Raw genomic sequence first — 21,590 nt, 5'->3', positions numbered from 1 at the left:
GCGATTTGATGCAGTTTATACAGTTATTACAAGAAAACATGGCGTTAGCTTTAGTTGCCTTTGGTCTATTAGGTCTTTGTGTTGGTAGTTTTTTAAATGTGGTGATTCATCGTATTCCACTGATGATGATGGTCGCTTGGCGACAAGAATGTAGCCAGTTCGTATCTGAGCAAACAGACATGCCGCGCGAACATACTGCGCCGCTGGCAGATATTGTCGCCACTGATAAACCAATCACCTTAAGTCACCCAGCCTCGCGCTGTCCGCACTGTGGACATAAAATTAAATGGTACGAAAACATACCTTTAATCAGTTGGATAATGCTGCGCGGACGCTGCTCAGATTGTAAAGCGGCTATTGGCCTGCGTTATCCCATCGTTGAACTAGTTACTGCTCTGCTCTCTGTATTGGTTATTTATAAATTTGGTGTCAGTGCCGCTGGAATATCTGCATTAGTGTTGGTATGGACCCTCGTGGCCTTAACCGGTATTGATTTTGATACCCAATTGCTGCCCGACCGTCTAACCTTTCCATTAGCAGGGCTAGGACTGGCTGTAAACTCACAAGGCTGGTTTGTCACACCAACCCAATCGATTTGGGGCTTACTATTTGGCTTCTTGTCTTTATGGATAGTGGTCAAGGTGTTTTATTTAATCACTAAGAAACACGGTATGGGTCAAGGAGATTTTAAATTATTAGCAGTACTGGGGGCTTGGCTTGGCCCTTTGATGCTACCACTAATTATTCTATTGTCATCTTTACTTGGCTCGATCGTTGGAATCATTCTCATGAAAAAACAGGGCGAGAGCCAGCCTTTTGCCTTTGGTCCTTATATCGCCATTGCTGGTATCGTGGCTTTATTATACGGGTCAGATATCGTCAGCTGGTATCTTGGTATGTACACATAGACAGTAACTATTCTTAATAGTTACTGTTAACCTTTAACAACCAATGTCACTAATACTACTAATGTCACCGCAACTGCAAGGCTATAGTCAAAAAACTTAAAATGACTACAGTGCTACTGTTCATCGACTACATTATCCTTTTATCCGTCAGATAAGTCCTTATTATGTCAAAATCTATAGAAACACGCTCACCTTATTCGCATCAACCACAAACACCTGAGCCTAGAAGTAAAACTTTAGTTGTGGGTTTGACGGGAGGTATCGGTAGCGGAAAATCTGCTGCCAGCGACTGGTTTGCCCAACAAGGGATTAATATTATTGATGCGGATATTATTGCTCATGAAGTGGTGGCTAAAGGCAGCGCTACTCTGCGCAAAATTCAAAGAAAATTTGGTGATTGGGTGTTAAATGCCAATGGAGAGATGGACCGCGCCGCTGTGCGGACGCATGTGTTTGCCCATCCTGAAGCGCTCATTGAGCTTGAGTCAATCACCCATCCAGCGATACGCGAAGCCGCTAAAATACAATTAGCACAGAGTACGTCATCTTATGTGGTGTTGTCAGCGCCTTTGCTGATTGAAGCCGCAGAAGCTGGGCTGGCCAACTTATGCCAGCGTATATTGGTCATCGATGCGGCTGAAGACACGCAGCTGGCGCGTGCCAGTCAGCGTGATGAGCAAAGCGTGCAGAAAATCAAAGCGATTATGGTCAATCAGCTGAGCCGTGAAGAACGTAATCGTCATGCTGATGATGTGGTGTTAAATGAAAGTGATCTTACGGCTCTATATTTACAACTAAAACCGCTGCATCAAGACTACATCACGCTTGCCCAGCAGCTAAAGTTCGCTGCCGATTAATCTCGTATAAAGCCATACCAGTGGCCACGCTTACATTTAAGCTTTGTAAGTTACCATGCTCATTGCCTGACATCGGAATATAAACCAGCTCATCACAGCTTTCTGTAGTCAGGCGGCGCATTCCCTCGCCTTCCGACCCCATAATAATGGCAGTTTTGCCAGTCAAGTCTGCTGCATGCATTGGTTTAGCGTCAGCATTGAGCGCGGTACCAAACACAAATACCCCAGCATTTTTAATCTTTGCCAGCGTGCGTGCCAAATTGGTCACGCTAACAATGGGCATCATCTCTGCTGCGCCCACTGATACCTTGGCAACGGTCGGGGTAAGGCTTGCCGCATGATGCTTTGGACAAATAACGGCATCGACACCCATTGCCACAGCGGTACGCAAGCACGCACCGAAGTTATGCGCGTCGGTGATTTGATCTAAAACCAATAATAAGCACTGCTCACGACCAGCAAGCGTATCAAGCAAACCTTCATCAGCGAAACCTAACGGACGCGCATTAAGCACCACGCCTTGGTGTTGCGGGCTGCCACAAAGCTGGGTGAGCTTGTCTTTTTGGGTTGGTTGAATGCTGATGCCATTAGCGCTTGCTTGTGCCATAATCGCTTGTACATGGCTGTCACTCTCGCGTCCCTGCTGCACAAATAGGCTGAGCCCATCGAGAGGACGGTGTTCGAGTAAAGCATCAATCGCATGAATGCCATAGAAGTAGGTTGGTTTTGCCATAATAGGCCTATTGATTATAAAGTGGGTATCGCACTATTTTGATAAAAACCATGCGATAAAAAGACAGGTCTGTAATTGTAGCAACTAATACACATTTTCATATAAGTAATATCACTAAAAAAAGAAAAACCTTACCAATACGATAAGGTTATTACTTTTGAAGGATAGAGTTGCTGTTTGAAGGCTGGGGTTTTTGGCGTTATCTATCATCTAACGACACGTCCAACAGTGCTCTCTTTCAGCAGTATTAGCCTTCTAAGTGACAGACATACTGTACGATTTCTTCTGTCCGCAAATTAAAACCACTATTGCCTTCGACAACAAATGATTGTCCCGCACGGTAATAGCTAAATTCTTCATCACCATTTATTTTGACTTCACACTCACCGCTGATAATTTCGATACGCTCAGAAGTATTGGTACTAAAATGATAATGCTCGACCAAATTGTCGCAAGGCAAAATCACTCCTAACGTCTTATGGCGACCGTCCTCAAACATAATGGTATGGCTCGAGCAACGACCATCGTAAGATACCGTGGCTTGAGCATTGACTGTTACATTGGTAAATTGCGCCGCTGTCATAGTGGCTTCCTTATCAAATAATTATTGCAAAACTAAAAAATAAGTAACTGGATTAAGTACAACTAAAATGCGAATACTTCTAGAATGCTTACTCTAAATACTACATATTTTGATATTCGACGTCTGTGTTTCTGCTATCTGTGTTTCTGCTATAGGAACATTCTAGTATAATGATGAAAGTGCTTATCCTTGCTGTTATACGCTGTCTAATTTTATGATGAAAAATGATTGTCATGCAATATCGTGCATAAAACTTAGCACCGCGCCTAAAACTTAGTAGCAAGAGTTTATCATTATGTGAGATTATGCTACCACATTATATCTATAAAGTTTGTTAAAGCGGCTATCAAAGTTTCGCTCATTATTAAAATAGTGATTGATATAGTCAATCCAATTTCAAACAATTCATGCCAGCAGAACGCTATTTTTCACGCACCTCTTTTATAGTAGACTGACTATATGACTGATTAGCTTTAAAATTTGTATTTAAGACTTTTTGCTACCATAATATTTAGTAGTATTAACCGAACACTTTCATTCCTTTATTTACTCTATTTTTCAATTTAATTGGCTTAGAGATGACTTCTTAGCATTGTATTATATGCAGGATTCATTGTCTGTCATGAGAGGCGTTGATGCTAGTATCTTTAACTTTACATCAGTTTGCACTGATCGCTCAGCACGAGCTTAGTGTGGCTGAAGGCTTCAATGTCATCACTGGTGAGACGGGTGCTGGCAAATCGCTGCTATTAGACGCACTATCCTTATGTGCCGGTGAGCGCGCCGACAGTGCGATGGTCAGACATGGTGCCACGCACGCAGATATTTATGCGCAGTTTGATGTACAAGATAACAGCGTCGTTGCCGATTGGTTCGCCAAAAATGACCGCGCGCTAGACGAGCCAGAAGTATTAATTCGCCGCCAACTGAGTAATACCGGACGCTCAAAATCATGGCTAAATGGCTCTCCTGTCAGCTTGGCTGAGCTAAAAAACTTGGGGTCGTTATTGGTCAATATTCATAGTCAGCATGCTCAGCAGGCCTTGCTTAAGCCGCAGTTTGTGGTGCAATGGCTAGATGAAATGGCGCAGATAACACCGCTAGCGGCAAAAACAACAAGCAGCTATCAAACTTATCAGCAGCTCAAACGCCAAGCTGATGATATTGCTAGTCGTGAGGCACAGCGCCAAGACCGTATCCAACTGTTGCAAAGCCAATTGGCCGATATCGCGCCGCTATTGGCGGTTGATTATGCAGAAATAGAAGCGGAGCATGAAGAGCTGTCTAACATAGAAGCCTTAATGCAAGAGGCCAGTCACGGTCTGCATTTGCTCGATAATGATACCGATGAGCCAGATGTTATGACCTTATTGGGGCAAGCAATTAAACTCTGCGATAATCAAGTCAGCGTTAGCCAAACCTTTGAGCAAGCCTCTGAACAGCTGCATTTGGCGCAGCAGCAAATCACTGAAGTGACGGGCTTGTTGTCAGATTATGCTGAACAGCAATTGCCTGACCCTGAGCGTCTGCAAACATTAGACAGTTTAATCAGTTTGGGCCATCGTTTATCACGTAAGCATGGCCTGCCCGCTAGCGATTTGCTTGAAGAAGCAAAGGGTTGGGAGATGCAATTAGAGCAACTAGAAAATGAGCCAAGCAGTGATGTAATGGCGGCACAAATTGAACAAGCATGGCAAGATTATCTAACGCTCGCGACTAAGCTACATAAAGCGCGCACTAAAGCGGCGCCAATTGTCAGCAAGCAACTGATTAAGCAATTACAACCGCTCGCCTTACCCAATGCGCGCTGTGAGTTTGTCTTTAACAAAAAAGCCGATTCTAGCCAATATAATGGGCAAGGTTGCTTTGATATTGATTTATTATTTAGCGCCAATGTGGGTATGCCGATGCAGCCACTACACAAAACTGCCTCGGGCGGTGAGCTGTCGCGCATGGCACTGGTGATGCAAGTCCTGCAAGCAACCAATGCTGATAATAATGCCGCCAAACCCATGCTGGTATTTGACGAAGTCGATGTTGGTATTAGCGGCGGTACGGCACAAGTCGTCGGTGAGCTACTGCGCGCACTGGGACAAACGCAGCAATTGCTGGCCATTACCCACCAAGCACAAGTCGCGGCACAAGCACACCAGCATATTTTGGTACAAAAACATCATGACCAGCAAACCGAAAGTGAGCTGTTAATCCTCACCGATAGCGCGCAAGTCGATGAGCTGGCACGCATGTCTGGCGGCGTAAAAATCACTGACGTCACCCGTGACCACGCCCGTAGCTTATTGTCCGATGTTAAGTAAAAACCGCTTATCTACACTAAGTATCTAATAATGGCTAAATATTTGCTTTAGTTGATTTTTTACCCATTAACGCCATATAGTGGTCTCCCACCTTTATTAGTAGGTTACGTTTGTCTCTATGTCTAAAGCCAATTTGACCCATCATTTCTTAATTGCAGCGCCAGAGCTGTCAGACCCTAGGTTTGAGCAGGCGCTAATTTATATCTGCCGACACGATAAACACGGTGCGCTTGGTCTCATGGTCAATCGTCCGCTGGAACAAACTCGGGTGGGAAAATTACTAGAGGATTTAGACATTGAGGTTACCGATCCGCAAGTGATGGATGACTTGCCGTTAGAAGGTGGCCCTATGTATCCTGAAGTGGGCTTTGTGCTGCATACCGGACAACCTCAGTGGGCGTCTTCTTTTGCCATTTCAGAAAACGTTTGTATCACCACTAGCCAAGATATCCTCAAACGCATCGCTGATGGTCAAGGTGTTGGACACTATCAGCTGTGCTTGGGCCATGCCAGTTGGGGCAAAAAACAGTTAGAGACTGAGCTTGATAACGGTGACTGGTTAGTGTGTCCCGCTGATCTGAATTTGTTGTTTGATACGCCATTTGAACAGCGCTGGCAAATAGCCGCTGATAAGATTGGGGTTAATTTTGACTATCTTAGCAGCGATATTGGTCATGCTTAGGGTGTGTTGAACATTCACAAATATATTGGTGATGAGCGCAAAAAGTATCATCTAGGTTAAAGCCATTAAGTTAAAAAAAATGGTGTTCAATAGAAATAGGAAGCACGCATCATTATGGTAGATTCTGAAACTAGCATTGCAACGGCAACTGCTGACACTGCTACAGTAGAGCCAACCGTTAAGCCGCACCTCATACTAGCACTCGATTACGGGGTCAAAAAAATGGGCATGGCGCTTGGAAACACCATTACCGAAACCGCGCGTGCCTTCGATATTTTAGCGATGAATAATGGTCAGCCTGATTGGGACAATTTATTAGGTATCATCAAGATTTGGGGTGTGGCAAAGGTGGTAGTTGGACTACCGCTCAATATGGACGGTAGCAGCTCAATGCTCTCAAAGCGTGCGCACAAATTTGCGCGGCGTCTAGCACATAGAGTCATGGAGCAGCGTTTACCAGTGACAGTGACTCTATGTGATGAGCGCTTAACATCCGTTGCTGCGCGGGAAATAGCCTGGGAAAATGGCTGGATTAAAAATGAGCGCGACCCGATTGATGACATCTCCGCCTGTATTTTGATGTCGACTTATTTTGCTGATCCTAATAGTAGTATCGCAATCGACGCTATCAAAGCCAATTAATTGCGCGACCGCTTGATTTTCAACATTCCGCCAACTTCTGCTAGACCCTCTAAACGGATAAGCGACTGAATTATTATGACCACTGTCTCAGACCAATCCTTAAAAAATAACTCGCGACATGGTTTTGCGCCGCTGGCCATCGCCCGTATCAAGGGCGCTCAGCGTGCCAATAAAATTGCCATTTACCTCATTTATGCCGCCATTATTGCTTTTATGGTCTTTGGCACCATTGCTAGTATAAAAGCTTTTCATGACAATCAGTTGCTGTATCGTTTGTTCTTTAATCTGCCCTACGCGCTGATTGCGCTGACCATTCCGCTAACGCTCTATGATGCGTTTATTATCTATCGCTATCGCCTCAATCAATCCTCGATGGTGATAATGACCATTGGCGTCTCAAGCATTATCCTTATCGGTGGGCTGTTATTTGCTGATACGGCTTGGTTAGGATTGGCATCGTGGCTTGGCGTGGCGTTTTTATTCAAAGTGAGCTTTAAACGTTTTTTTAATTTTTTGGAAGTGGCAGACTTGCCTGACACTGATGAAAAAACAGATGAAAAACAAGAAACAACCACTGATCCAGAAAACACCCCTTTATAGCAACATAAAAAACAATGCACAGCGACCACACTTATCTCTTAGGTTAAGAAAATTAATATTATGACCACTTCAATATCCGACACCACTATCCAACATCATTTAGACACTCAAGGACTGATTTGTCCTGAGCCAGTGATGATGCTGCATCGAACCATTCGTAAAGCAGAAAGCGGCGAAGTAGTTGAAATACTCGCCACCGATCCAGCGACCACTCGTGATATCCCTAATTTTTGTCGTCATTTGGGTCATGAACTATTGAATCAAGAAGTGATTGCTGAAAATGTGAGCTTACGTTCCGATCCGGAAGAAATAACCATTGCTAGCGACGATGATGGGCCCACAAGCGCCACGCTTTATCGTTACTTGGTTAAGAAAAAAAGCGCTTAGGGGCTGTATAGAAATCAGCGCTTAATAGTTTAAAAATATTTTTGCTTTGTAAACAACGTATCACTCACAGAAGGTAAGCCGCGTGTTATCAACAGAAAAGCAGTATGTACAATGGTTTGAGGATGAAACTTTGCATAGCGCCCGCTGGCTGTCTGAGAGCAATCATGCGCCGCCTGCGCGTATCGTTTTAGTCGATGACAAAACGACCGCAGATGAAGCCTATCGCTTGGCTTGCGAAGGTACATCACTGCTGTGGCGCGGTGACTTTCATAATGCAAAACAACTGCTACAAGCCCTCAATCGACGTATCGATCGTACTAATGAACGTTCTGAACAGCGCAAAATAAAAAAAGCCGCTAATAAGTCTACGGCCGATAAGTTGGTCACCCCCGAAGCCATACCTAACTTATTTCATCAGCAACGCCAAACCCAAGCCCAACGTTCGCGCATATTAAGTCGTTTATTATTAGAGCTTGAGACTGGTTATGTCAGTAAGCTACGTCGCGCCCCCGATGTCAGTGCCGCTTGTATGGCAGCTTTTGGCCAGTTGGATGAATCTTGCTTGCTTTCGTTCCGTGACCTGCAAGGGGCGTTAGGCGCAGCGCAGTGGCGCGAAAAAGGCGTACCGATTGAGAGTTTAGGTCTATCGATTTTTCCACATTATGGGGTCTTTGCGCCAACACGTCACGAGTATGTGCAGTTGTTGCTCGATGCACCGCTGCCAGATACTTGTGATGTTGCCTTTGATATTGGTACTGGAACAGGTTTGCTGGCAGTTATCTTAGCGCAGCGCGGTGTGCAACAGATCATTGCGACAGACTTAAATCCGCGTGCGTTAGCCTGCGCCAGCGAGAACTTTGTGCGTTTGGAGTTATCTGCCGTACAGTTACAGCAAGCAGATTTGTTTCCAAATGATGCGCCGCTAGCCAATTTAATAGTTTGTAATCCACCTTGGTTGCCCGCTAAGCCAAGCTCGCCATTAGAGTACGCCGTCTATGACGCTAAGAGCACGATGTTGCGCGGGTTGTTGCAAGGTACAAAGCAGCATTTAGCCGAGCAGGGAGAAGTCTGGTTGATTCTGTCAGATTTAGCAGAACATTTGCAGCTGCGCAGCCGTGATGAGTTATTGGGCTGGTTTGCAGATGCTGGTTTAGCAGTCAAATACCGTCTCGATACCACCCCTAAGCATGGTCGTAGCCAAGATAATACTGATCCGCTATTTGCGGCGCGTAGTTTGGAAATCACTTCGTTATGGTGTCTAGAACGTGTTTAATATTCAACCACCGAGTATTATATTATGAGCCGCGACCGTGCCGTACAGCAGCGCCAACCAAAAGCGTTAGCCGTTGATGACGAGCCAACTTATATCACTGAGTTTCGTCAAGCCATGCTCTCGCGTGGTCTGGCAACGCGCACCCGCAATGCTTATGTCCGTGATCTGCGTTCTTGCGAGCTGACCAATCCTATCGCCCTGACACGTTGGCAGCCTGATGACGTGCTGCACTGCCTATCAACGCTTACCGTCGAAGGCAAAACCCCACGTACCCAAGCACGTATGCTCTCAAGCTTGCGCCAGTTTTACCTATGGATGATCGCCAGTAACCTGCGTGAAGACAATCCTTGCGAGCGCATCAAAAGCCCAAAGCTTGGTCGCCCATTACCAAAGGATTTAAGCGAAGGCGATGTCGATAACCTCCTTGCTGCACCTGATACCAGCACCGCGCTTGGATTACGTGATAAAGCCATGCTAGAAGTGTTGTATGCTTGCGGTCTGCGTGTCAGCGAGCTGATTAATCTATCGCTTGAGCAGGTGAATCTCAATTCAGGCTGGCTACAAATCACCGGTAAAGGTAATAAAACGCGATTGGTGCCTTTAGGTGAATACGCAGCAGACGCGCTGGAAGATTATCTAACCCATGGACGTGTGGATTTGATTGCACATTTAAAAGCAGGAAATTGCCAAGCAGTATTTTTGACCGCGCAAGGCGGCTATATGACGCGACAAAACTTTTGGTATTTATTAAAAAAATACGCCAAAATTGCCAGTATTGATAAAGAATTGTCGCCGCATACCCTGCGTCATGCTTTTGCCACGCATCTACTCAATCATGGCGCAGATTTACGTAGTGTGCAGCTATTACTTGGCCATAGCGATTTATCGACGACACAGATTTATACCCACGTAGCGACAGCGAGATTGCAAAAATTGCATGCAGAACACCATCCAAGGGGTTAAGTTGTTAGTGCGCGAGAATCACCACACTCGAGAACTACCTCACTGGAAATAAAAAACATCTATAGTTAAAATACTTTAAAAACACTACGATACTGCGGGTATAGTTTTTTTGCAGCCTCTGTCTGCGTAGGCACAGCAAGCAAGAAAAAACGGTACCTGCAGTACGTGATGTAGCGATATTACTTCTCACTGACTATATTACACCTGAACCAAAGTAAAAGCGGCAGTATTATTAATACTGCCGCTTTTTTATAACTATTAAAAACGTCATCTTATACCATTCACAAAAATTAGAGTAGCAAGGAAAACGAGTGTGACACGGCTAATCGTACTTTTTGGGTTTGGTATTATTTATATTTAAGACAATCGGCCTCATTGCTGATTCACATTTTTATAGTGATAATGATGACAAGCCTGCATATTCTGTGCCTTTTGACAGCACATAACGCTTACTGGTTTCACCATCTGTTAGGAAACCACCAAACGTCTGCGATACAGCGCTAAACAAAATAATACTAACGGCGCTCAGTGCCTCTTCAGCCAGCTCTTCAGTATGCAATAGCTCTTTGGCTTTTTCGACACTAATAACAGCACAGCTTTCGTTGGCACTAAGACGTGGATTGGTGTCTTCATTATAATTTTGATAGCAAAAGGCGATAGACACATATTCATCAGATCCTGATAGCTCAGCAAGATAAGCTTTGTCGATGGTTTTTACCGCTTCAACACACTTCACAGCAGGTTGCTTCTTAAGAGGCTTTAGCCGTCTGCTGTGTACGATATGAATAAACACTTCTTGTGCTGGGTTTGTTTTAGTTTTAATTCTAGACTTCATTTTTTAGCATCCTTTCTTTTTAATGAAAGCTTAGTAATACCATTCACAAAAATTAGAGTAGCAAGGAAAACAAGTGCAAGTGTTACGAGCTGTAGACTAAACGAGTTTGACATAGCTAATCGTAATTTTTGGGTTTGATATAAATTTAAGCTTAGTAAGCTGGTATGCTTCCCAGGATAATGGGAAGTTACTATAACAAACTATAATAAATAGTTGACCAGTGCGTTAGCTTTCTTAGTATTCCATAGCTTCCATAAGTATGCTATAGCTTTAAGACATAAATGCGTAAATGAATCTTTCTAATACGCTGCAACATAGCACTCAAAGGTAAATAAATCTCTACTCCTGACCACAACCACTCTTCCCCACGATACAATTCTAGCAATCGGTAGCTGCAAACCTGCCCTTTTCTCGTTACAATACTCGTCATGATGTGCACACTGTCTGATTGGGCGATGCACCCCCTATTACTTATCCATTATCCGAGAACCCCATGAGCCATAGACCCCCTGCTGACCTATTAGAAAAAGCGCAACATTGGCGCGAAGACATTAACTTTCGTGAAGATGTACTTGGCAAACCATTTGATTTTGCCACCACGTGGGGTATTTTTTCACCGCAAAAGCTTGACGATGGTAGCCTGATGCTACTTGATTATGTGGACTTTCAAGCCGATGATGACTCGATAGATTTAGGCTGTGGTTATGGCGTGCTCGGTATGACGGCGGCGCGTGAATGTCCGAATGGCCGACATACTTTGATTGATAAAGACTTTATGGCAGTAGAATATGCGCGTCTTAATTGTGAAAAAAATGGTCTAAAAAATGTCGATGTACATTTATCCAACGGCTTTAATCAGGTAGCAAAGGACAAAGACTTTAGTCTTGTGATGTCGAACTTGCCAGCCAAAGTGGGTAAAGAGCAGCACTATTTATACTTCCTCGATGCCTATGCACGTATGCGTCAAGGGGGCCGTTTTTATGTGGTAACGATTAATGGCTTACGTCAGTTTATGAAACGCTCGTTTACCGAAGTGTTTGGCAATAGCGAAAAGGTCAAACAAGGCAAGACTTATACCATTACCATGGCGACCAAAGAATAGCTTTTTGAAACCTTAAGTTTTTAAAAGCTAAGCACAAAAAAGCCCACTAAGACATTATCGTTTTGGTGGGCTTTTTTGTGCTTAGCTACTTTTTTACATTTGTCGTTTTAATAAATAGCCACCCAATATCGCACTGGCGATAATCGGTAATATGACCATTAATAACGGTGAAAACCCAGTTGCCAGCGAGACAAAACCAACTAAATCCTGGACGTAGCTAAACAACAAGCCAAATAATAAGGCCACTACGATACGTAAACCCAAGCTATGCGTACGCAGCGAGCCAAAGACGAATGAACAAGCAACAATCACCAGTGATAAGATAGACAATGGCGATAACAGCTTTTGCCAAAATGCCAGCTCATGACCTAAAGAACGGGTACTTTGTTGGCGCATAAACTGACGATGCTCATACAACTGGGTCAATGATAAATCATCCGCCTCACGAGTGAGCAAATACACTGACTCAGGGGCAAAGGGCAGACTTAAGGTATCTGACGGTGAGATGGCTTGGCTACTTTCAAAACCTTGATTGATAGTAAGCTCGGTCATATTATTCAGCTGCCATTCGTAACGATATTGTTCGCTCAGTTTGCTACTGGCAGTATTAATAGGCTCGCGCCCGATATATTGGCCGCCCTCAGCATGAACGGCAGTTTGCAAGCTACCCTTGTTATCTAAGTGCCAACGCTTTACCTGACCGATATTGCCTTGAACATCGGCATAATCGATATATAAGATATCGCTGCCATCTGGTTTTGTACTGCCATCGTTTGACTCTACAAAGCGTGGCTGCACGGTCCAATAACCGCGTACCGATGTCACCAACGAGCTGTTATCCTCATCGTTAATCTCTTTTGCCAATTGATTGGAATGCGGCAACACAAACTGATTAACCATCAATGCCAACAGGACAAAAATTAAAGCTGGCTGCAATACCCAGCCGACGATACGATAGACGCTAACTCCAGCGGCGCGCATCACGACCAACTCGCTGTTATTGGCGAGCAGGCCCAAACCAACCACTGCCCCAAGGAGCGCGCCCGTTGGGATAAATTGCTCTAAAAAATACGGTGAACGATAAAAGATATACTTAATCGCCTCACCCATCGTATAGCTATCATCTAGTGAGTCCAGCTCTGATAAATAAGAGAAAATAAGTTGCAGTGCCCATAAACCAATGACTGCAGCAATAATCGCTAATAAAGCATTGAGTTTCACATAGCGACTAAGCACTTTTAGGTTGGTAGGTTTTGCGGCCAGCTGTATCGGCTTTGGGGACTTGGCAAATAAGGAACGCATTAAGATTGCCCTCCTTGTGAGCCATTGCTTTGATTGTCAGTATTGTTTTGATTATTAGCCACCGCTAAAGGTTCATGCTCTGGTTTGCGAAAACGCAATCGATGCTGCACGCGGCTGCCCCAATTCATATAAAGTGCCAAGGCCATAAACCCTAACACCAACCACGCATAGGCCCAAACGCTCACACTGCCCTTACTCACGGCATTTTTGAGTGAAATAATGCCTAGCGCACAGCTGACAAATAATAAGATAGAAGGAAATAGCCGCAACCAGCGACCTTGACGCGGGCGTACTTGCGCCAGTGGCACTGCCAGCATAGGCGCGATAATCATCAGCCACGGTAGTGCCAAACGATAGCCCAATTCGGCTTGTGTGGCTCGTAGCGTATTTTCACTATTTAACGGCGCATTGCCTGTTGCTGCTTGCCATAACGGACCAATCGCTTGCGTTTCGATATTGGTTTCCGTAATGACTTCTTTGGATGGTTCGGTCAAAGTAATCCGGTAACGATCAAAGCCCACTTGATTGTACTTCAGGCTACCTGCACCGACTTCATAACGTCGCCCTTGAAATAAATCCAACTGGGTCACGCCGCTACTGCCCGTCTCTACTTGCTGAGCACGATTGGCCAGCGTAATGGTGTCTTTACTAATATTCGTATCTATTAGCGCTTTTGGTAGCTCTGGGATATTTAATTGCTCAGCAGTTTGTGGATCGATGTTGTTTTTTACATCGACACCATCATTTTTAGCGGCGTTATCTTTAGAGGTGCTACCTTTTTTGTTTGGCTCAGATTGAATAAGTATCACATCTTGTAGTTGTTTTTTATCATCACTCAAGCTACCCACATACAAATGATAGTTGCCACTACTGATAAACTGATTGGGACGAATTAAATCAAAGGCGCTGGTCAATGCTTGCTGCTGCCAAATACTTTCGGATGAACGTACACCCCACGGTTTCCCAACGATGGATAAAGCCGCCTCTCCGACAAACAGCGCTAATATCAGTGGCGTCATCAAACGGGCAAGCTTGCCACGCGATATACCGCTGGCGTTGATGACTGCCATTTCTTGATCGACATACAGGCGCCCAAACACCAACATCAAGGCAATAAAAAAAGCCAATGGCAAAATCAATTCTAAAAAGTACGGCAAATTATAACCAATGATGGTAAATAATAAGCTGATATCTAGATTGCCTTCCGCTGCAATACCAAAATAACGTATCAAACGGCCGCCCAGCATCATCACCACTAAAAACCCCAAAACCAATGCGGTCGTTGAGGCAACTTGTTGGGTCATGTAGCGGCGTAATATCACAATAGGCACTCTTAAAAAAAGGTTGGTAGTCGCAGGGTTCATCACCGCTTGATTGTCAGACTAAAGACAGAGCTAATGACGACAATTCAATGGTAATAACTGGGTAATAAAGACATCGGGCTATTCATACAAATATAGTTTATTCACTATAAAACAGAGGCCGTGTGGCATAAGTTTTGCGGCGCCTCTGTCTGCGCAGGCACTACAAGCAAGGAAAACTTATGCCAGTAGCACGTGATAATATTTGCACTTATTTTATTTAGGACGGGCTATACTTAAACAGCCGTAAGAACAATGACCACCAACGTACATAAACGTAAAAGTTCCTGCGTCATTTATTAGCTATACCCTATAAATATCAGCGATAAAGATAACCGCTAATCCTAGCATATTTTGCTCTAAAATGGCTGTGAAATGTGTTTGAAAACATTGCGCTCATCTTGCTGACTACACTTTTACTTTATGTACTTTAGAAAGCTTTGTTTGCCCTTCGTATCAGTGGCCCTGTGTCTCCCATATTAGTTGCTAAACTGATAACTCAGCAACATCAGCCTGAATTAGCATAGCCAAGTAATTTGAACATATTACCTAAGCCTTGCGCACTGGCCTCGCAATATGCTACACTATTGTGCTGGCTCAATAAGCCAAACCATTTAAAAACCCAGTCATTTAAAAAATAGTATTTTAAAAAGTACAACTAAATTAATAATATCTGCCATTTTTATAACTCTAATAAGGATCATTATATGAATATTAAATTAACCCAAAATCTTCCAAAGACTCATACACAAAAAATACTTAAAAAAGAAGCCAAAAGTAAAGACGCGGCCTGTCTGGTCGTTTTAGTCGACGATCAAAAAAACATCTTGGCTGAGTTAGAGCTGAGCGACTATCAAACGCGCATTGAGCAATTGATTGAAGTATCACACTTTAATGGTAAAGCCTGTGAGACTGTGGCTGATTATGCATTAGCCGGTGATAAGAAAACCACCAAAGAAAACCCAGTCCAATTATTATTGGTCGGCGTTGGTAGCCTTGATAAACTGAGCCATAGCGTATTGCAAAAAATCGCCAATACAGTTTATCAAAGCACGCAAAAACGTGTTGACTCTATTACTGTCGCTTTAGGCGATGCCTTAGAAGAAAACCAGTTTGGTCAGTTTGCGCTTAACTTATTGGCGGCAAGCTATCGTTTTGATAAGTATAAATCTGAGCAACAAACCCCTGTATTGACGGATATCTATTTACTCGCCGACAAATCGTTGCAAGCTTCATTAGAATTTACCCAGGCAGTTTTCGCTGGTCAAAGCCTAACACGCAATGTGGCCAATGAGCCGGGGAATATTTGCTTCCCCGCTTACATGGCAGAACAAGCACAAGAGCTTGCCAAAACTTATCCTGATTTATTAAAAGTTACGGTATTGGGTGAAGATGAGATGTCAGCACTGGGCATGGAATGCTTTTTAGCCGTTGCACAAGGCTCTACCAAAGAAGGTAAGCTCGTGCTGATGGAATATCGCGGTAAATCTAATTTCAGCGCCAATGCTGACTCTGGCAAAGCCACAAGCAACAGCGCAAAAGTAACGGGTGGACTAAAAGCACTGGCAGAGAAGCTACCAAGTAAAGCTTCTGATAAAAAGTCTGATAAAAAAGGCAACTCTCAATCGACAAACGACGATGCTCCTATCGTATTAGTCGGTAAAGGCGTGACCTTTGATTCAGGCGGTATTTCTATCAAGCCTGGTGCGGCCATGGATGAAATGAAGTTCGACATGGGCGGGTCAGCTTCGGTACTGGGTACGATTAAAGCCTTGTGTGAAGCACGTCTGCCAATCAACGTCGTTGGTGCCCTAGCTTGTGCTGAGAACATGCCATCAGGTGATGCCACCCGTCCAGGTGATATCGTCAAAGCCATGAACGGCAAATCGGTCGAGATTCTAAATACCGACGCCGAAGGCCGTTTGGTATTGGCAGATACTTTATGCTATGTACAACGCTATCAACCAAAAGCCATCATCGATGTCGCCACCTTGACTGGTGCTTGTGTGGTTGCTCTAGGTCACGTACGTTCAGCGGTCTTTAGTAATGACGAAGATGTGTTGTTTAATTTAGAAAATGCCAGTAACTTATCGGGTGACCTCATCTGGCACATGCCAATAGATGACGAGTATCAAGCACAGCTCGACTCGCCTATCGCGGATATGCAAAACATCGGTGGTAAAGGTGCTGGCGCTGTCACTGCTGCCTGTTTCTTGTCGCGTTTCGTCGAAGAAGGTCAAGCATGGGCACATTTAGACATCGCTGGTACGGCATGGAATTCAGGCAAAGACAAAGCCGCCACTGGTCGTCCTGTACCGCTATTTATGCAATATCTAAAAAACAGCGCTGGCATGGCATAATGAGTTAATGAAAACCAATTTATGAAAACTAATTAATGAAAATCAGTTTATGAACATTAGCTTTTATATTTTAAGTGAGAATAAAGCCCAAGATTTCTTGGGCTTTATTTGTCAGCTGACCCAAACGGCGCTCAATAAAAGTAGTCAGTCTTTACTGATTCTTACCGATAGTAATGATGAATTGTTATCGACGCTTGATGAGGCGCTATGGGCACAAGAGGCGGCAAGCTTTATACCGCATCAACGCCTTTTGGGTTCTGATATAGAGGGCGCTGATACTGATGTTGTTGATATGGTCAATAACGAGGCGTTAGCACCCGTATTGCTTAGCACCTATATGCCCGCCAATTTTAAAGGAATCGTCCTTAATACTACGATACATCCAGTGAATGCTTTTATGGCGACAACCAATAACGCTCAACCTACTCGGGTACTTGAGCTGATAAAGCCTGACGCCACTAGCGTGCAAGAAGGTCGTCACAAATATAAAGCCTATCAGCAATTGGGCTACGAGCTGAGCCATTTTAAAGTTTAATCAATAAAACCCCACCACTTCTCGCACTTAAAAACTCTTTAACTTCCTTAATGCTACTCTTATTTTGGCGCTATAAGCCCAGCTAGGTGTGGCTTAAAGGCATGCGCTTAATTAAAAAAAATGCTACCATCTTTCGATTAATTTTTCATTTGCTTTATGTATTTCTTATTTATCAACTAACTCGAAGGTGTATAGATGCGTTCATTGATTGCGATGTATCAGCGTATAGGGCTGGTACCGCTCATTATTATTGGTTTGGTATTGGGCGTTTTAATTGGCTGGCTAGCACCAAGTGTCGGTATTGCGTTAGGGTTACTAGGAACGCTATTTGTCGGCGCGCTAAAAGCCGTTGCTCCGATATTAGTGTTTATCTTGGTCATGGCAGCCATTAGCCAACACCGCAGTGGCAATGAAGTTTATGTCAAACCCGTGCTCATCATGTATATGTTCGGCACTTTTTTGGCGGCTCTGACCGCGGTTGGGGCAAGCTTTTTATTCCCAACGGATTTGGTATTGGTTAATGCCAATATTGAACAAGTACCACCCGCCAATCTCAGAGAAGTATTAACCAACCTACTGATGAATCTAGTGGCAAACCCGGTGAGTGCTATCGCTGAGGCCAACTATATTGGTATTTTAGCATGGGCAATCATTATCGGTTTTGCCCTACGTCAAGCCAGCGACACTGCTCGTACCGTCGTCGGTGATTTCGCAGAAGCCATCTCACAAGTGGTCAAATGGGTCATTGCACTAGCGCCTTTCGGTATCTTGGGCTTGGTTGCCAATACAGTCGCTGAGACCGGCTTTGCTTCTTTAGCCGGTTATGCGCGTATTTTGTTGATATTGGTCGGTTGTATGCTGTTTATTGCTCTGGTTGCCAACCCTCTTATCGTCCTTGTTAAGACGGGCAAAAACCCATATCCGCTGGTCTTTACTTGCCTACGTGAGTCAGGAATCACGGCATTCTTTACCCGTAGTTCGGCAGCTAATATTCCAGTCAATATGAACCTTGCGCGTAAATTAGGGTTACACGAAGATACTTACTCGGTGACCATTCCACTGGGTGCAACCATTAATATGGCAGGGGCGGCGATTACCATTAACGTCTTAACCCTCGCGGCGGCGCATACGCTCGGTATCGAGGTAACCTTTGCATCAGCGCTGCTATTGAGTCTGGTCGCCACCATTAGTGCTTGCGGTGCTTCTGGTGTCGCGGGTGGTTCATTATTATTGATTCCACTGGCCGCCAGCCTATTTAGTATTCCAAACGACATTGCCATGCAGGTGGTTGCGATTGGCTTTATCATCGGGGTAATACAAGACTCGGCAGAAACCGCCTTGAACTCATCAACGGACGTGTTATTTACCGCAGCGGCTGATCCAAAGTATGCGCGTTAGTCCTTTATAAAAAAGTGCTATAAACAAAGTGTTGTAAACAATAAAGGGTCTCATTTCAGAGACCCTTTTTTTATGCGCTTGAGTACGGCCAATTAACTACTTTAGATTTTCTATCTCTACTTCGATGACGGGCGTCTGACTATCTATTTGACGTTTTAGCTGGCGTAACTGTTCGACTTCATCCAGCAACTCAAGTATCAAACCAATCGCTGGCACGCTGGCTTCAAAGTCGCGGCTAAGGCGTGTGGCACGGCGCACGATCGTGAGCTGATAACCAGTGAACTGTTCGCGCTCAGGCACATCATATTCAATGATATTTTCTTCAATTAGCTCGATAATCCATTGGCGCTCTTGACCACAGGCGGATACTAGTTCATCTAAGCTCATGATAATATCGGTAAATTCAGGCGAGTGTTTCATAGCGATTATCCTCGTTTTCTCTTTATTTTATCGTTATCGTCTGCATCTCTATTACGTTGTTAAATGTCGGGTACTACGGTCATCATTTAACGTGCAACCTTAGTATCAGCAAAGGCTTGTTTTAACTGCTCATAAGCTTGGGTAGCGGCTTCGCTATCGATATTAGGATTGACGATATTCAAGGATAGGTATAAATCACCCGCTTGCTTGGCGGGGATACCCTTACCTTTTAAGCGTAAGTTGCTGCCAGATTTGCTGTTTTTAGGAATGGTCACACCCAATGTGCCCGCTGGTGTACTGACGTTGATTTTCTCACCCAACGCTGCTTCCCATGGCGTTATATTGACGGTTTGATAGACATCAGCACCTTCGATACGAATATTGGCCGTATGACGAATTTTAACTTTCAAAAACAAATCGCCATTTTTACCACCACCGCTACCAGCCGCACCTTGTCCAGTGAGACGAATTTGTTTGCCATCGGTAATGCCTTTCGGAATCTTAATTTTAAGGGTCTTATTCTCGTAATCAACATTGCCGTTAGGCTGACGTACCGGAACGTTTAACTTGATACTGTAGTCATCACCGCTATAAACCGATGCCAAATCGACGGTGATTTCTGCATGTTGATCTTGACCTTTACTGTTCGCGCCAAAGCCGCCGCCAAACTGATCAAAGCCGCTATTTTGAGAGCGACCGCCTGCCTGCCCATTGGCTGAACCGCGCGCGCCGCGTCCAAATGCCGAAAAAATATCATCGAAGCGAAAGCCACCATCGCCATAGGCTTCACCGTCACCAAACTGATCTTTGATATCTTCCCAACGAAAACCGCCTTGCCCAGCACCTGCTTGTCCACCAAAACCGCCAGTGCCGCCTTGACCTGCAAACGGATTGTTTAGCATGGCGTCGTATTCAGCGCGCTTGTCCTTATCTCTGATGGTTTCGTAAGCGTTATTAATTTCAGCGATTTTATTGTCAGCGTCTGGATCGTCACTGACATCAGGATGATATTGGCGCACCAGCTTACGGTATCTTTTTTTAATATCGGCGTCTGAGGCGTCTTTTTTGACTCCTAAAATGTCATAGTAGTTTTTTTCTGCCATGTTATTTTTCTCCAAAATAAAAGCATGTTAACAATATTGGTATGCCCATTTTAAAGCATAGAATCTAAAATTTTATTCGGCTACGACATATAGTCAGTGAACAGCCATATAGTCAGTGAACAATAGTATCGATACATCACTGACGGTTGGTATAAATTTTACGCTGCTTTGACTAACTATTTCGTCATAAATTACTAACAATGATAACAATAAAAAGATTACACCGCGTTATATAAATATTAACAGGAGTGCTGCCACACTGTAACAGTAGCGGTTGTAACCATACTTGCATCCGCTTAAACTTATGTATTAGGCAGGTTCTGAATAATTATTATGTGATTACTCAGCATTAACAGATACATTTTTGTCTTTAAAAACAGTCGTTTGACCTTATCAGTTCTTTTACATAACAGAAAGGATATAACAAGCTATTTCTTGTAAGATGCCTTTATTATTTGTACTCATAGGGAGTATGGATAGCGTAGGCAAGCGTATCTGTCTATTTTATAAATTGCTCAAAGGTATTGAATGTCCTATTTAATCAAGTCTTTAGTTATCACCTTATCACTACTAATTACGACCACGGCTTTTGCTGGAAACACCAGTTATTATGGTAATAAGTTTCACGGTAAACGTACCGCTAGTGGTAGTATCTTCAATATGAATTCCCTGACTGCTGCACATAAAACGCTGCCGTTTGGGACGAAGGTACAAGTGACTAACCAGAAGACTAAGCAGAGCGTAATCGTAAAAATTACCGATAGAGGGCCTTTTATTCGAGGCCGTATCCTTGATTTATCGAAAGCCGCTGCAGGTCAAATAAACTGTCAACTGTGTACGACCACGATGGAAATACTCTCTTATGGTGATGGTAAATACCGTAGGGAATAATACCAAACCCAAAAAGTACGATTAGCTGTGTCATATTCGTTTAGTCTACAATGTGTAGCACTTGCACTCGTTTTCCTTGCTACGCTAATTTTTGTGAATGGTATAAGAACCAATACAATAAAAACCAATGTAATAAAAAAGGGAGAGCCAACGCTCTCCCTTTTTTATGTCTATTTTTCAAGCTAAAGACTGTTTAATAGATTCAAAAAAACTTAGAATAACTACAGTGCTATTGGGATGAATTTTGCGCAGCCTCTGCGTATGCAGCACGCCAGAAAAATTTATGGGAGTTTCCCAAACTCTGTGTAACTGCTTATAATCCACTAACAGGAGAATAAGC

21 protein-coding genes are annotated in these 21,590 nt (G+C 43.9%); 14 read left to right on the top strand and 7 right to left on the bottom strand.

Annotated features, from left to right (window positions below; genetic code table 11):
- Nucleotides 1-8 precede the first annotated feature (8 nt).
- Nucleotides 9-908, top strand: a complete 900-nt coding sequence (locus tag EI162_RS05440) for a prepilin peptidase (protein ID WP_192523417.1) — start codon at nucleotides 9-11, stop codon at nucleotides 906-908.
- Between the two features lie 164 nt (nucleotides 909-1,072).
- Nucleotides 1,073-1,765, top strand: coding sequence for a dephospho-CoA kinase (coaE, locus tag EI162_RS05435; RefSeq protein ID WP_192523408.1), 693 nt, complete (start codon nucleotides 1,073-1,075; stop codon nucleotides 1,763-1,765).
- On the opposite strand, the gene rlmB is transcribed toward coaE, so the two are convergent.
- Together rlmB and EI162_RS05425 are read right to left on the bottom strand one after the other, a co-directional pair.
- Complete coding sequence (gene rlmB / locus EI162_RS05430) at nucleotides 1,728-2,498, bottom strand: 23S rRNA (guanosine(2251)-2'-O)-methyltransferase RlmB (RefSeq protein WP_192523407.1); 771 nt, start codon at nucleotides 2,496-2,498, stop codon at nucleotides 1,728-1,730. The genes coaE and rlmB overlap by 38 nt on opposite strands.
- Nucleotides 2,499-2,745: 247 nt before the next feature.
- Nucleotides 2,746-3,081 carry a pyrimidine/purine nucleoside phosphorylase gene (locus tag EI162_RS05425; protein ID WP_192523406.1) on the bottom strand — a complete coding sequence of 112 codons (336 nt, stop codon included), beginning with the start codon at nucleotides 3,079-3,081 and terminating at the stop codon, nucleotides 2,746-2,748.
- Between the two features lie 635 nt (nucleotides 3,082-3,716).
- On the opposite strand from EI162_RS05425, the gene recN reads away from it, so the two are divergent.
- The 7 genes from recN to xerD all read left to right on the top strand — a co-directional run bounded on the left by recN (nucleotide 3,717) and on the right by xerD (nucleotide 9,943).
- Entirely contained in the window at nucleotides 3,717-5,396 is a 1,680-nt protein-coding gene (gene recN, locus EI162_RS05420; RefSeq protein WP_192523405.1) for a DNA repair protein RecN, read from the top strand.
- A gap of 118 nt (nucleotides 5,397-5,514) precedes the next feature.
- Nucleotides 5,515-6,078, top strand: coding sequence for a YqgE/AlgH family protein (locus EI162_RS05415; RefSeq protein WP_192523404.1), 564 nt, complete (start codon nucleotides 5,515-5,517; stop codon nucleotides 6,076-6,078).
- Between the two features lie 114 nt (nucleotides 6,079-6,192).
- Complete coding sequence (ruvX, locus tag EI162_RS05410) at nucleotides 6,193-6,720, top strand: Holliday junction resolvase RuvX (RefSeq protein ID WP_192523403.1); 528 nt, start codon at nucleotides 6,193-6,195, stop codon at nucleotides 6,718-6,720.
- Nucleotides 6,721-6,795: 75 nt separating this feature from the next.
- Nucleotides 6,796-7,320 (top strand): hypothetical protein, encoded by a 525-nt coding sequence (locus tag EI162_RS05405; RefSeq protein WP_192523402.1) that lies wholly within the window; start codon nucleotides 6,796-6,798, stop codon nucleotides 7,318-7,320.
- A 60-nt stretch (nucleotides 7,321-7,380) separates the two neighbouring features.
- Complete coding sequence (gene tusA / locus EI162_RS05400; protein WP_192523401.1) at nucleotides 7,381-7,707, top strand: sulfurtransferase TusA; 327 nt, start codon at nucleotides 7,381-7,383, stop codon at nucleotides 7,705-7,707.
- Between the two features lie 82 nt (nucleotides 7,708-7,789).
- A complete protein-coding gene (locus tag EI162_RS05395; RefSeq protein ID WP_192523400.1) occupies nucleotides 7,790-8,980 on the top strand; it encodes a methyltransferase in 1,191 nt (396 codons plus the stop codon).
- Between the two features lie 24 nt (nucleotides 8,981-9,004).
- Complete coding sequence (xerD, locus tag EI162_RS05390) at nucleotides 9,005-9,943, top strand: site-specific tyrosine recombinase XerD (RefSeq protein ID WP_192523399.1); 939 nt, start codon at nucleotides 9,005-9,007, stop codon at nucleotides 9,941-9,943.
- Nucleotides 9,944-10,334: 391 nt separating this feature from the next.
- Here the strand turns inward: xerD and EI162_RS05385 are convergent, their stop codons facing one another.
- Complete coding sequence (locus EI162_RS05385) at nucleotides 10,335-10,778, bottom strand: hypothetical protein (RefSeq protein ID WP_192523398.1); 444 nt, start codon at nucleotides 10,776-10,778, stop codon at nucleotides 10,335-10,337.
- 493 nt (nucleotides 10,779-11,271) lie between these two features.
- Between EI162_RS05385 and EI162_RS05380 the strand changes: the two genes are divergently transcribed.
- On the top strand, nucleotides 11,272-11,880 hold the full coding sequence (locus tag EI162_RS05380) for a class I SAM-dependent methyltransferase (RefSeq protein WP_192523397.1): 609 nt from the start codon (nucleotides 11,272-11,274) through the stop codon (nucleotides 11,878-11,880).
- Nucleotides 11,881-11,973: 93 nt separating this feature from the next.
- On the opposite strand, the gene lptG is transcribed toward EI162_RS05380, so the two are convergent.
- Both lptG and EI162_RS05370 read right to left on the bottom strand, forming a co-directional pair.
- Nucleotides 11,974-13,182: an LPS export ABC transporter permease LptG gene (gene lptG, locus EI162_RS05375; protein ID WP_192523396.1), complete on the bottom strand. Its 1,209-nt coding sequence runs from the start codon at nucleotides 13,180-13,182 to the stop codon at nucleotides 11,974-11,976.
- A complete protein-coding gene (locus tag EI162_RS05370; protein WP_192523395.1) occupies nucleotides 13,182-14,486 on the bottom strand; it encodes an LPS export ABC transporter permease LptF in 1,305 nt (434 codons plus the stop codon). The genes lptG and EI162_RS05370 overlap by 1 nt, the downstream gene beginning before the upstream one ends.
- 764 nt (nucleotides 14,487-15,250) lie before the next feature.
- Between EI162_RS05370 and EI162_RS05365 the strand changes: the two genes are divergently transcribed.
- The 3 genes from EI162_RS05365 to sstT all read left to right on the top strand — a co-directional run bounded on the left by EI162_RS05365 (nucleotide 15,251) and on the right by sstT (nucleotide 18,836).
- Nucleotides 15,251-16,903, top strand: coding sequence for a leucyl aminopeptidase (locus EI162_RS05365; RefSeq protein ID WP_192523394.1), 1,653 nt, complete (start codon nucleotides 15,251-15,253; stop codon nucleotides 16,901-16,903).
- A 49-nt stretch (nucleotides 16,904-16,952) separates the two neighbouring features.
- The gene (locus EI162_RS05360) at nucleotides 16,953-17,438 is read left to right on the top strand and encodes a DNA polymerase III subunit chi (protein WP_192523393.1); all 486 of its coding nucleotides are present in this window, start codon (nucleotides 16,953-16,955) and stop codon (nucleotides 17,436-17,438) included.
- Nucleotides 17,439-17,633: 195 nt separating this feature from the next.
- A complete protein-coding gene (sstT, locus tag EI162_RS05355) occupies nucleotides 17,634-18,836 on the top strand; it encodes a serine/threonine transporter SstT (protein WP_192523392.1) in 1,203 nt (400 codons plus the stop codon).
- Nucleotides 18,837-18,932: 96 nt separating this feature from the next.
- Here the strand turns inward: sstT and EI162_RS05350 are convergent, their stop codons facing one another.
- Together EI162_RS05350 and EI162_RS05345 are read right to left on the bottom strand one after the other, a co-directional pair.
- Entirely contained in the window at nucleotides 18,933-19,256 is a 324-nt protein-coding gene (locus EI162_RS05350; protein WP_192523391.1) for a chaperone modulator CbpM, read from the bottom strand.
- Nucleotides 19,257-19,342: 86 nt separating this feature from the next.
- Nucleotides 19,343-20,359 (bottom strand): DnaJ C-terminal domain-containing protein, encoded by a 1,017-nt coding sequence (locus EI162_RS05345; RefSeq protein WP_192523390.1) that lies wholly within the window; start codon nucleotides 20,357-20,359, stop codon nucleotides 19,343-19,345.
- Nucleotides 20,360-20,887: 528 nt separating this feature from the next.
- On the opposite strand from EI162_RS05345, the gene EI162_RS05340 reads away from it, so the two are divergent.
- Nucleotides 20,888-21,250: a septal ring lytic transglycosylase RlpA family protein gene (locus EI162_RS05340; protein WP_192523389.1), complete on the top strand. Its 363-nt coding sequence runs from the start codon at nucleotides 20,888-20,890 to the stop codon at nucleotides 21,248-21,250.
- The last annotated feature ends 340 nt before the right edge of the window (nucleotides 21,251-21,590 follow it).

Origin of the sequence: Psychrobacter sp. FME6, assembly GCF_014861365.1 — a bacterium.
Classification (GTDB): Bacteria; Pseudomonadota; Gammaproteobacteria; order Pseudomonadales; family Moraxellaceae; genus Psychrobacter.
This window is presented reverse-complemented; position numbering and strand designations above follow the sequence as displayed.

Excerpts from the sequence above, each read along its gene's own strand:
- EI162_RS05365 (WP_192523394.1), top strand. The coding sequence starts at position 15,251 with ATGAATATTAAATTAACCCAAAATCTTCCAAAGACTCATACACAAAAA.
- EI162_RS05405 (WP_192523402.1), top strand. The coding sequence starts at position 6,796 with ATGACCACTGTCTCAGACCAATCCTTAAAAAATAACTCGCGACATGGT.
- EI162_RS05425 (WP_192523406.1), bottom strand. The coding sequence starts at position 3,081 with ATGACAGCGGCGCAATTTACCAATGTAACAGTCAATGCTCAAGCCACG.
- EI162_RS05370 (WP_192523395.1), bottom strand. The coding sequence starts at position 14,486 with ATGACCCAACAAGTTGCCTCAACGACCGCATTGGTTTTGGGGTTTTTA.
- EI162_RS05380 (WP_192523397.1), top strand. The coding sequence starts at position 11,272 with ATGAGCCATAGACCCCCTGCTGACCTATTAGAAAAAGCGCAACATTGG.
- recN (WP_192523405.1), top strand. The coding sequence starts at position 3,717 with ATGCTAGTATCTTTAACTTTACATCAGTTTGCACTGATCGCTCAGCAC.
- EI162_RS05345 (WP_192523390.1), bottom strand. The coding sequence starts at position 20,359 with ATGGCAGAAAAAAACTACTATGACATTTTAGGAGTCAAAAAAGACGCC.
- sstT (WP_192523392.1), top strand. The coding sequence starts at position 17,634 with ATGCGTTCATTGATTGCGATGTATCAGCGTATAGGGCTGGTACCGCTC.
- EI162_RS05360 (WP_192523393.1), top strand. The coding sequence starts at position 16,953 with ATGAACATTAGCTTTTATATTTTAAGTGAGAATAAAGCCCAAGATTTC.
- xerD (WP_192523399.1), top strand. The coding sequence starts at position 9,005 with ATGAGCCGCGACCGTGCCGTACAGCAGCGCCAACCAAAAGCGTTAGCC.
- coaE (WP_192523408.1), top strand. The coding sequence starts at position 1,073 with ATGTCAAAATCTATAGAAACACGCTCACCTTATTCGCATCAACCACAA.
- EI162_RS05340 (WP_192523389.1), top strand. The coding sequence starts at position 20,888 with ATGTCCTATTTAATCAAGTCTTTAGTTATCACCTTATCACTACTAATT.
- EI162_RS05350 (WP_192523391.1), bottom strand. The coding sequence starts at position 19,256 with ATGAAACACTCGCCTGAATTTACCGATATTATCATGAGCTTAGATGAA.
- ruvX (WP_192523403.1), top strand. The coding sequence starts at position 6,193 with ATGGTAGATTCTGAAACTAGCATTGCAACGGCAACTGCTGACACTGCT.
- rlmB (WP_192523407.1), bottom strand. The coding sequence starts at position 2,498 with ATGGCAAAACCAACCTACTTCTATGGCATTCATGCGATTGATGCTTTA.
- EI162_RS05440 (WP_192523417.1), top strand. The coding sequence starts at position 9 with ATGCAGTTTATACAGTTATTACAAGAAAACATGGCGTTAGCTTTAGTT.
- tusA (WP_192523401.1), top strand. The coding sequence starts at position 7,381 with ATGACCACTTCAATATCCGACACCACTATCCAACATCATTTAGACACT.
- EI162_RS05415 (WP_192523404.1), top strand. The coding sequence starts at position 5,515 with ATGTCTAAAGCCAATTTGACCCATCATTTCTTAATTGCAGCGCCAGAG.
- lptG (WP_192523396.1), bottom strand. The coding sequence starts at position 13,182 with ATGCGTTCCTTATTTGCCAAGTCCCCAAAGCCGATACAGCTGGCCGCA.
- EI162_RS05385 (WP_192523398.1), bottom strand. The coding sequence starts at position 10,778 with ATGAAGTCTAGAATTAAAACTAAAACAAACCCAGCACAAGAAGTGTTT.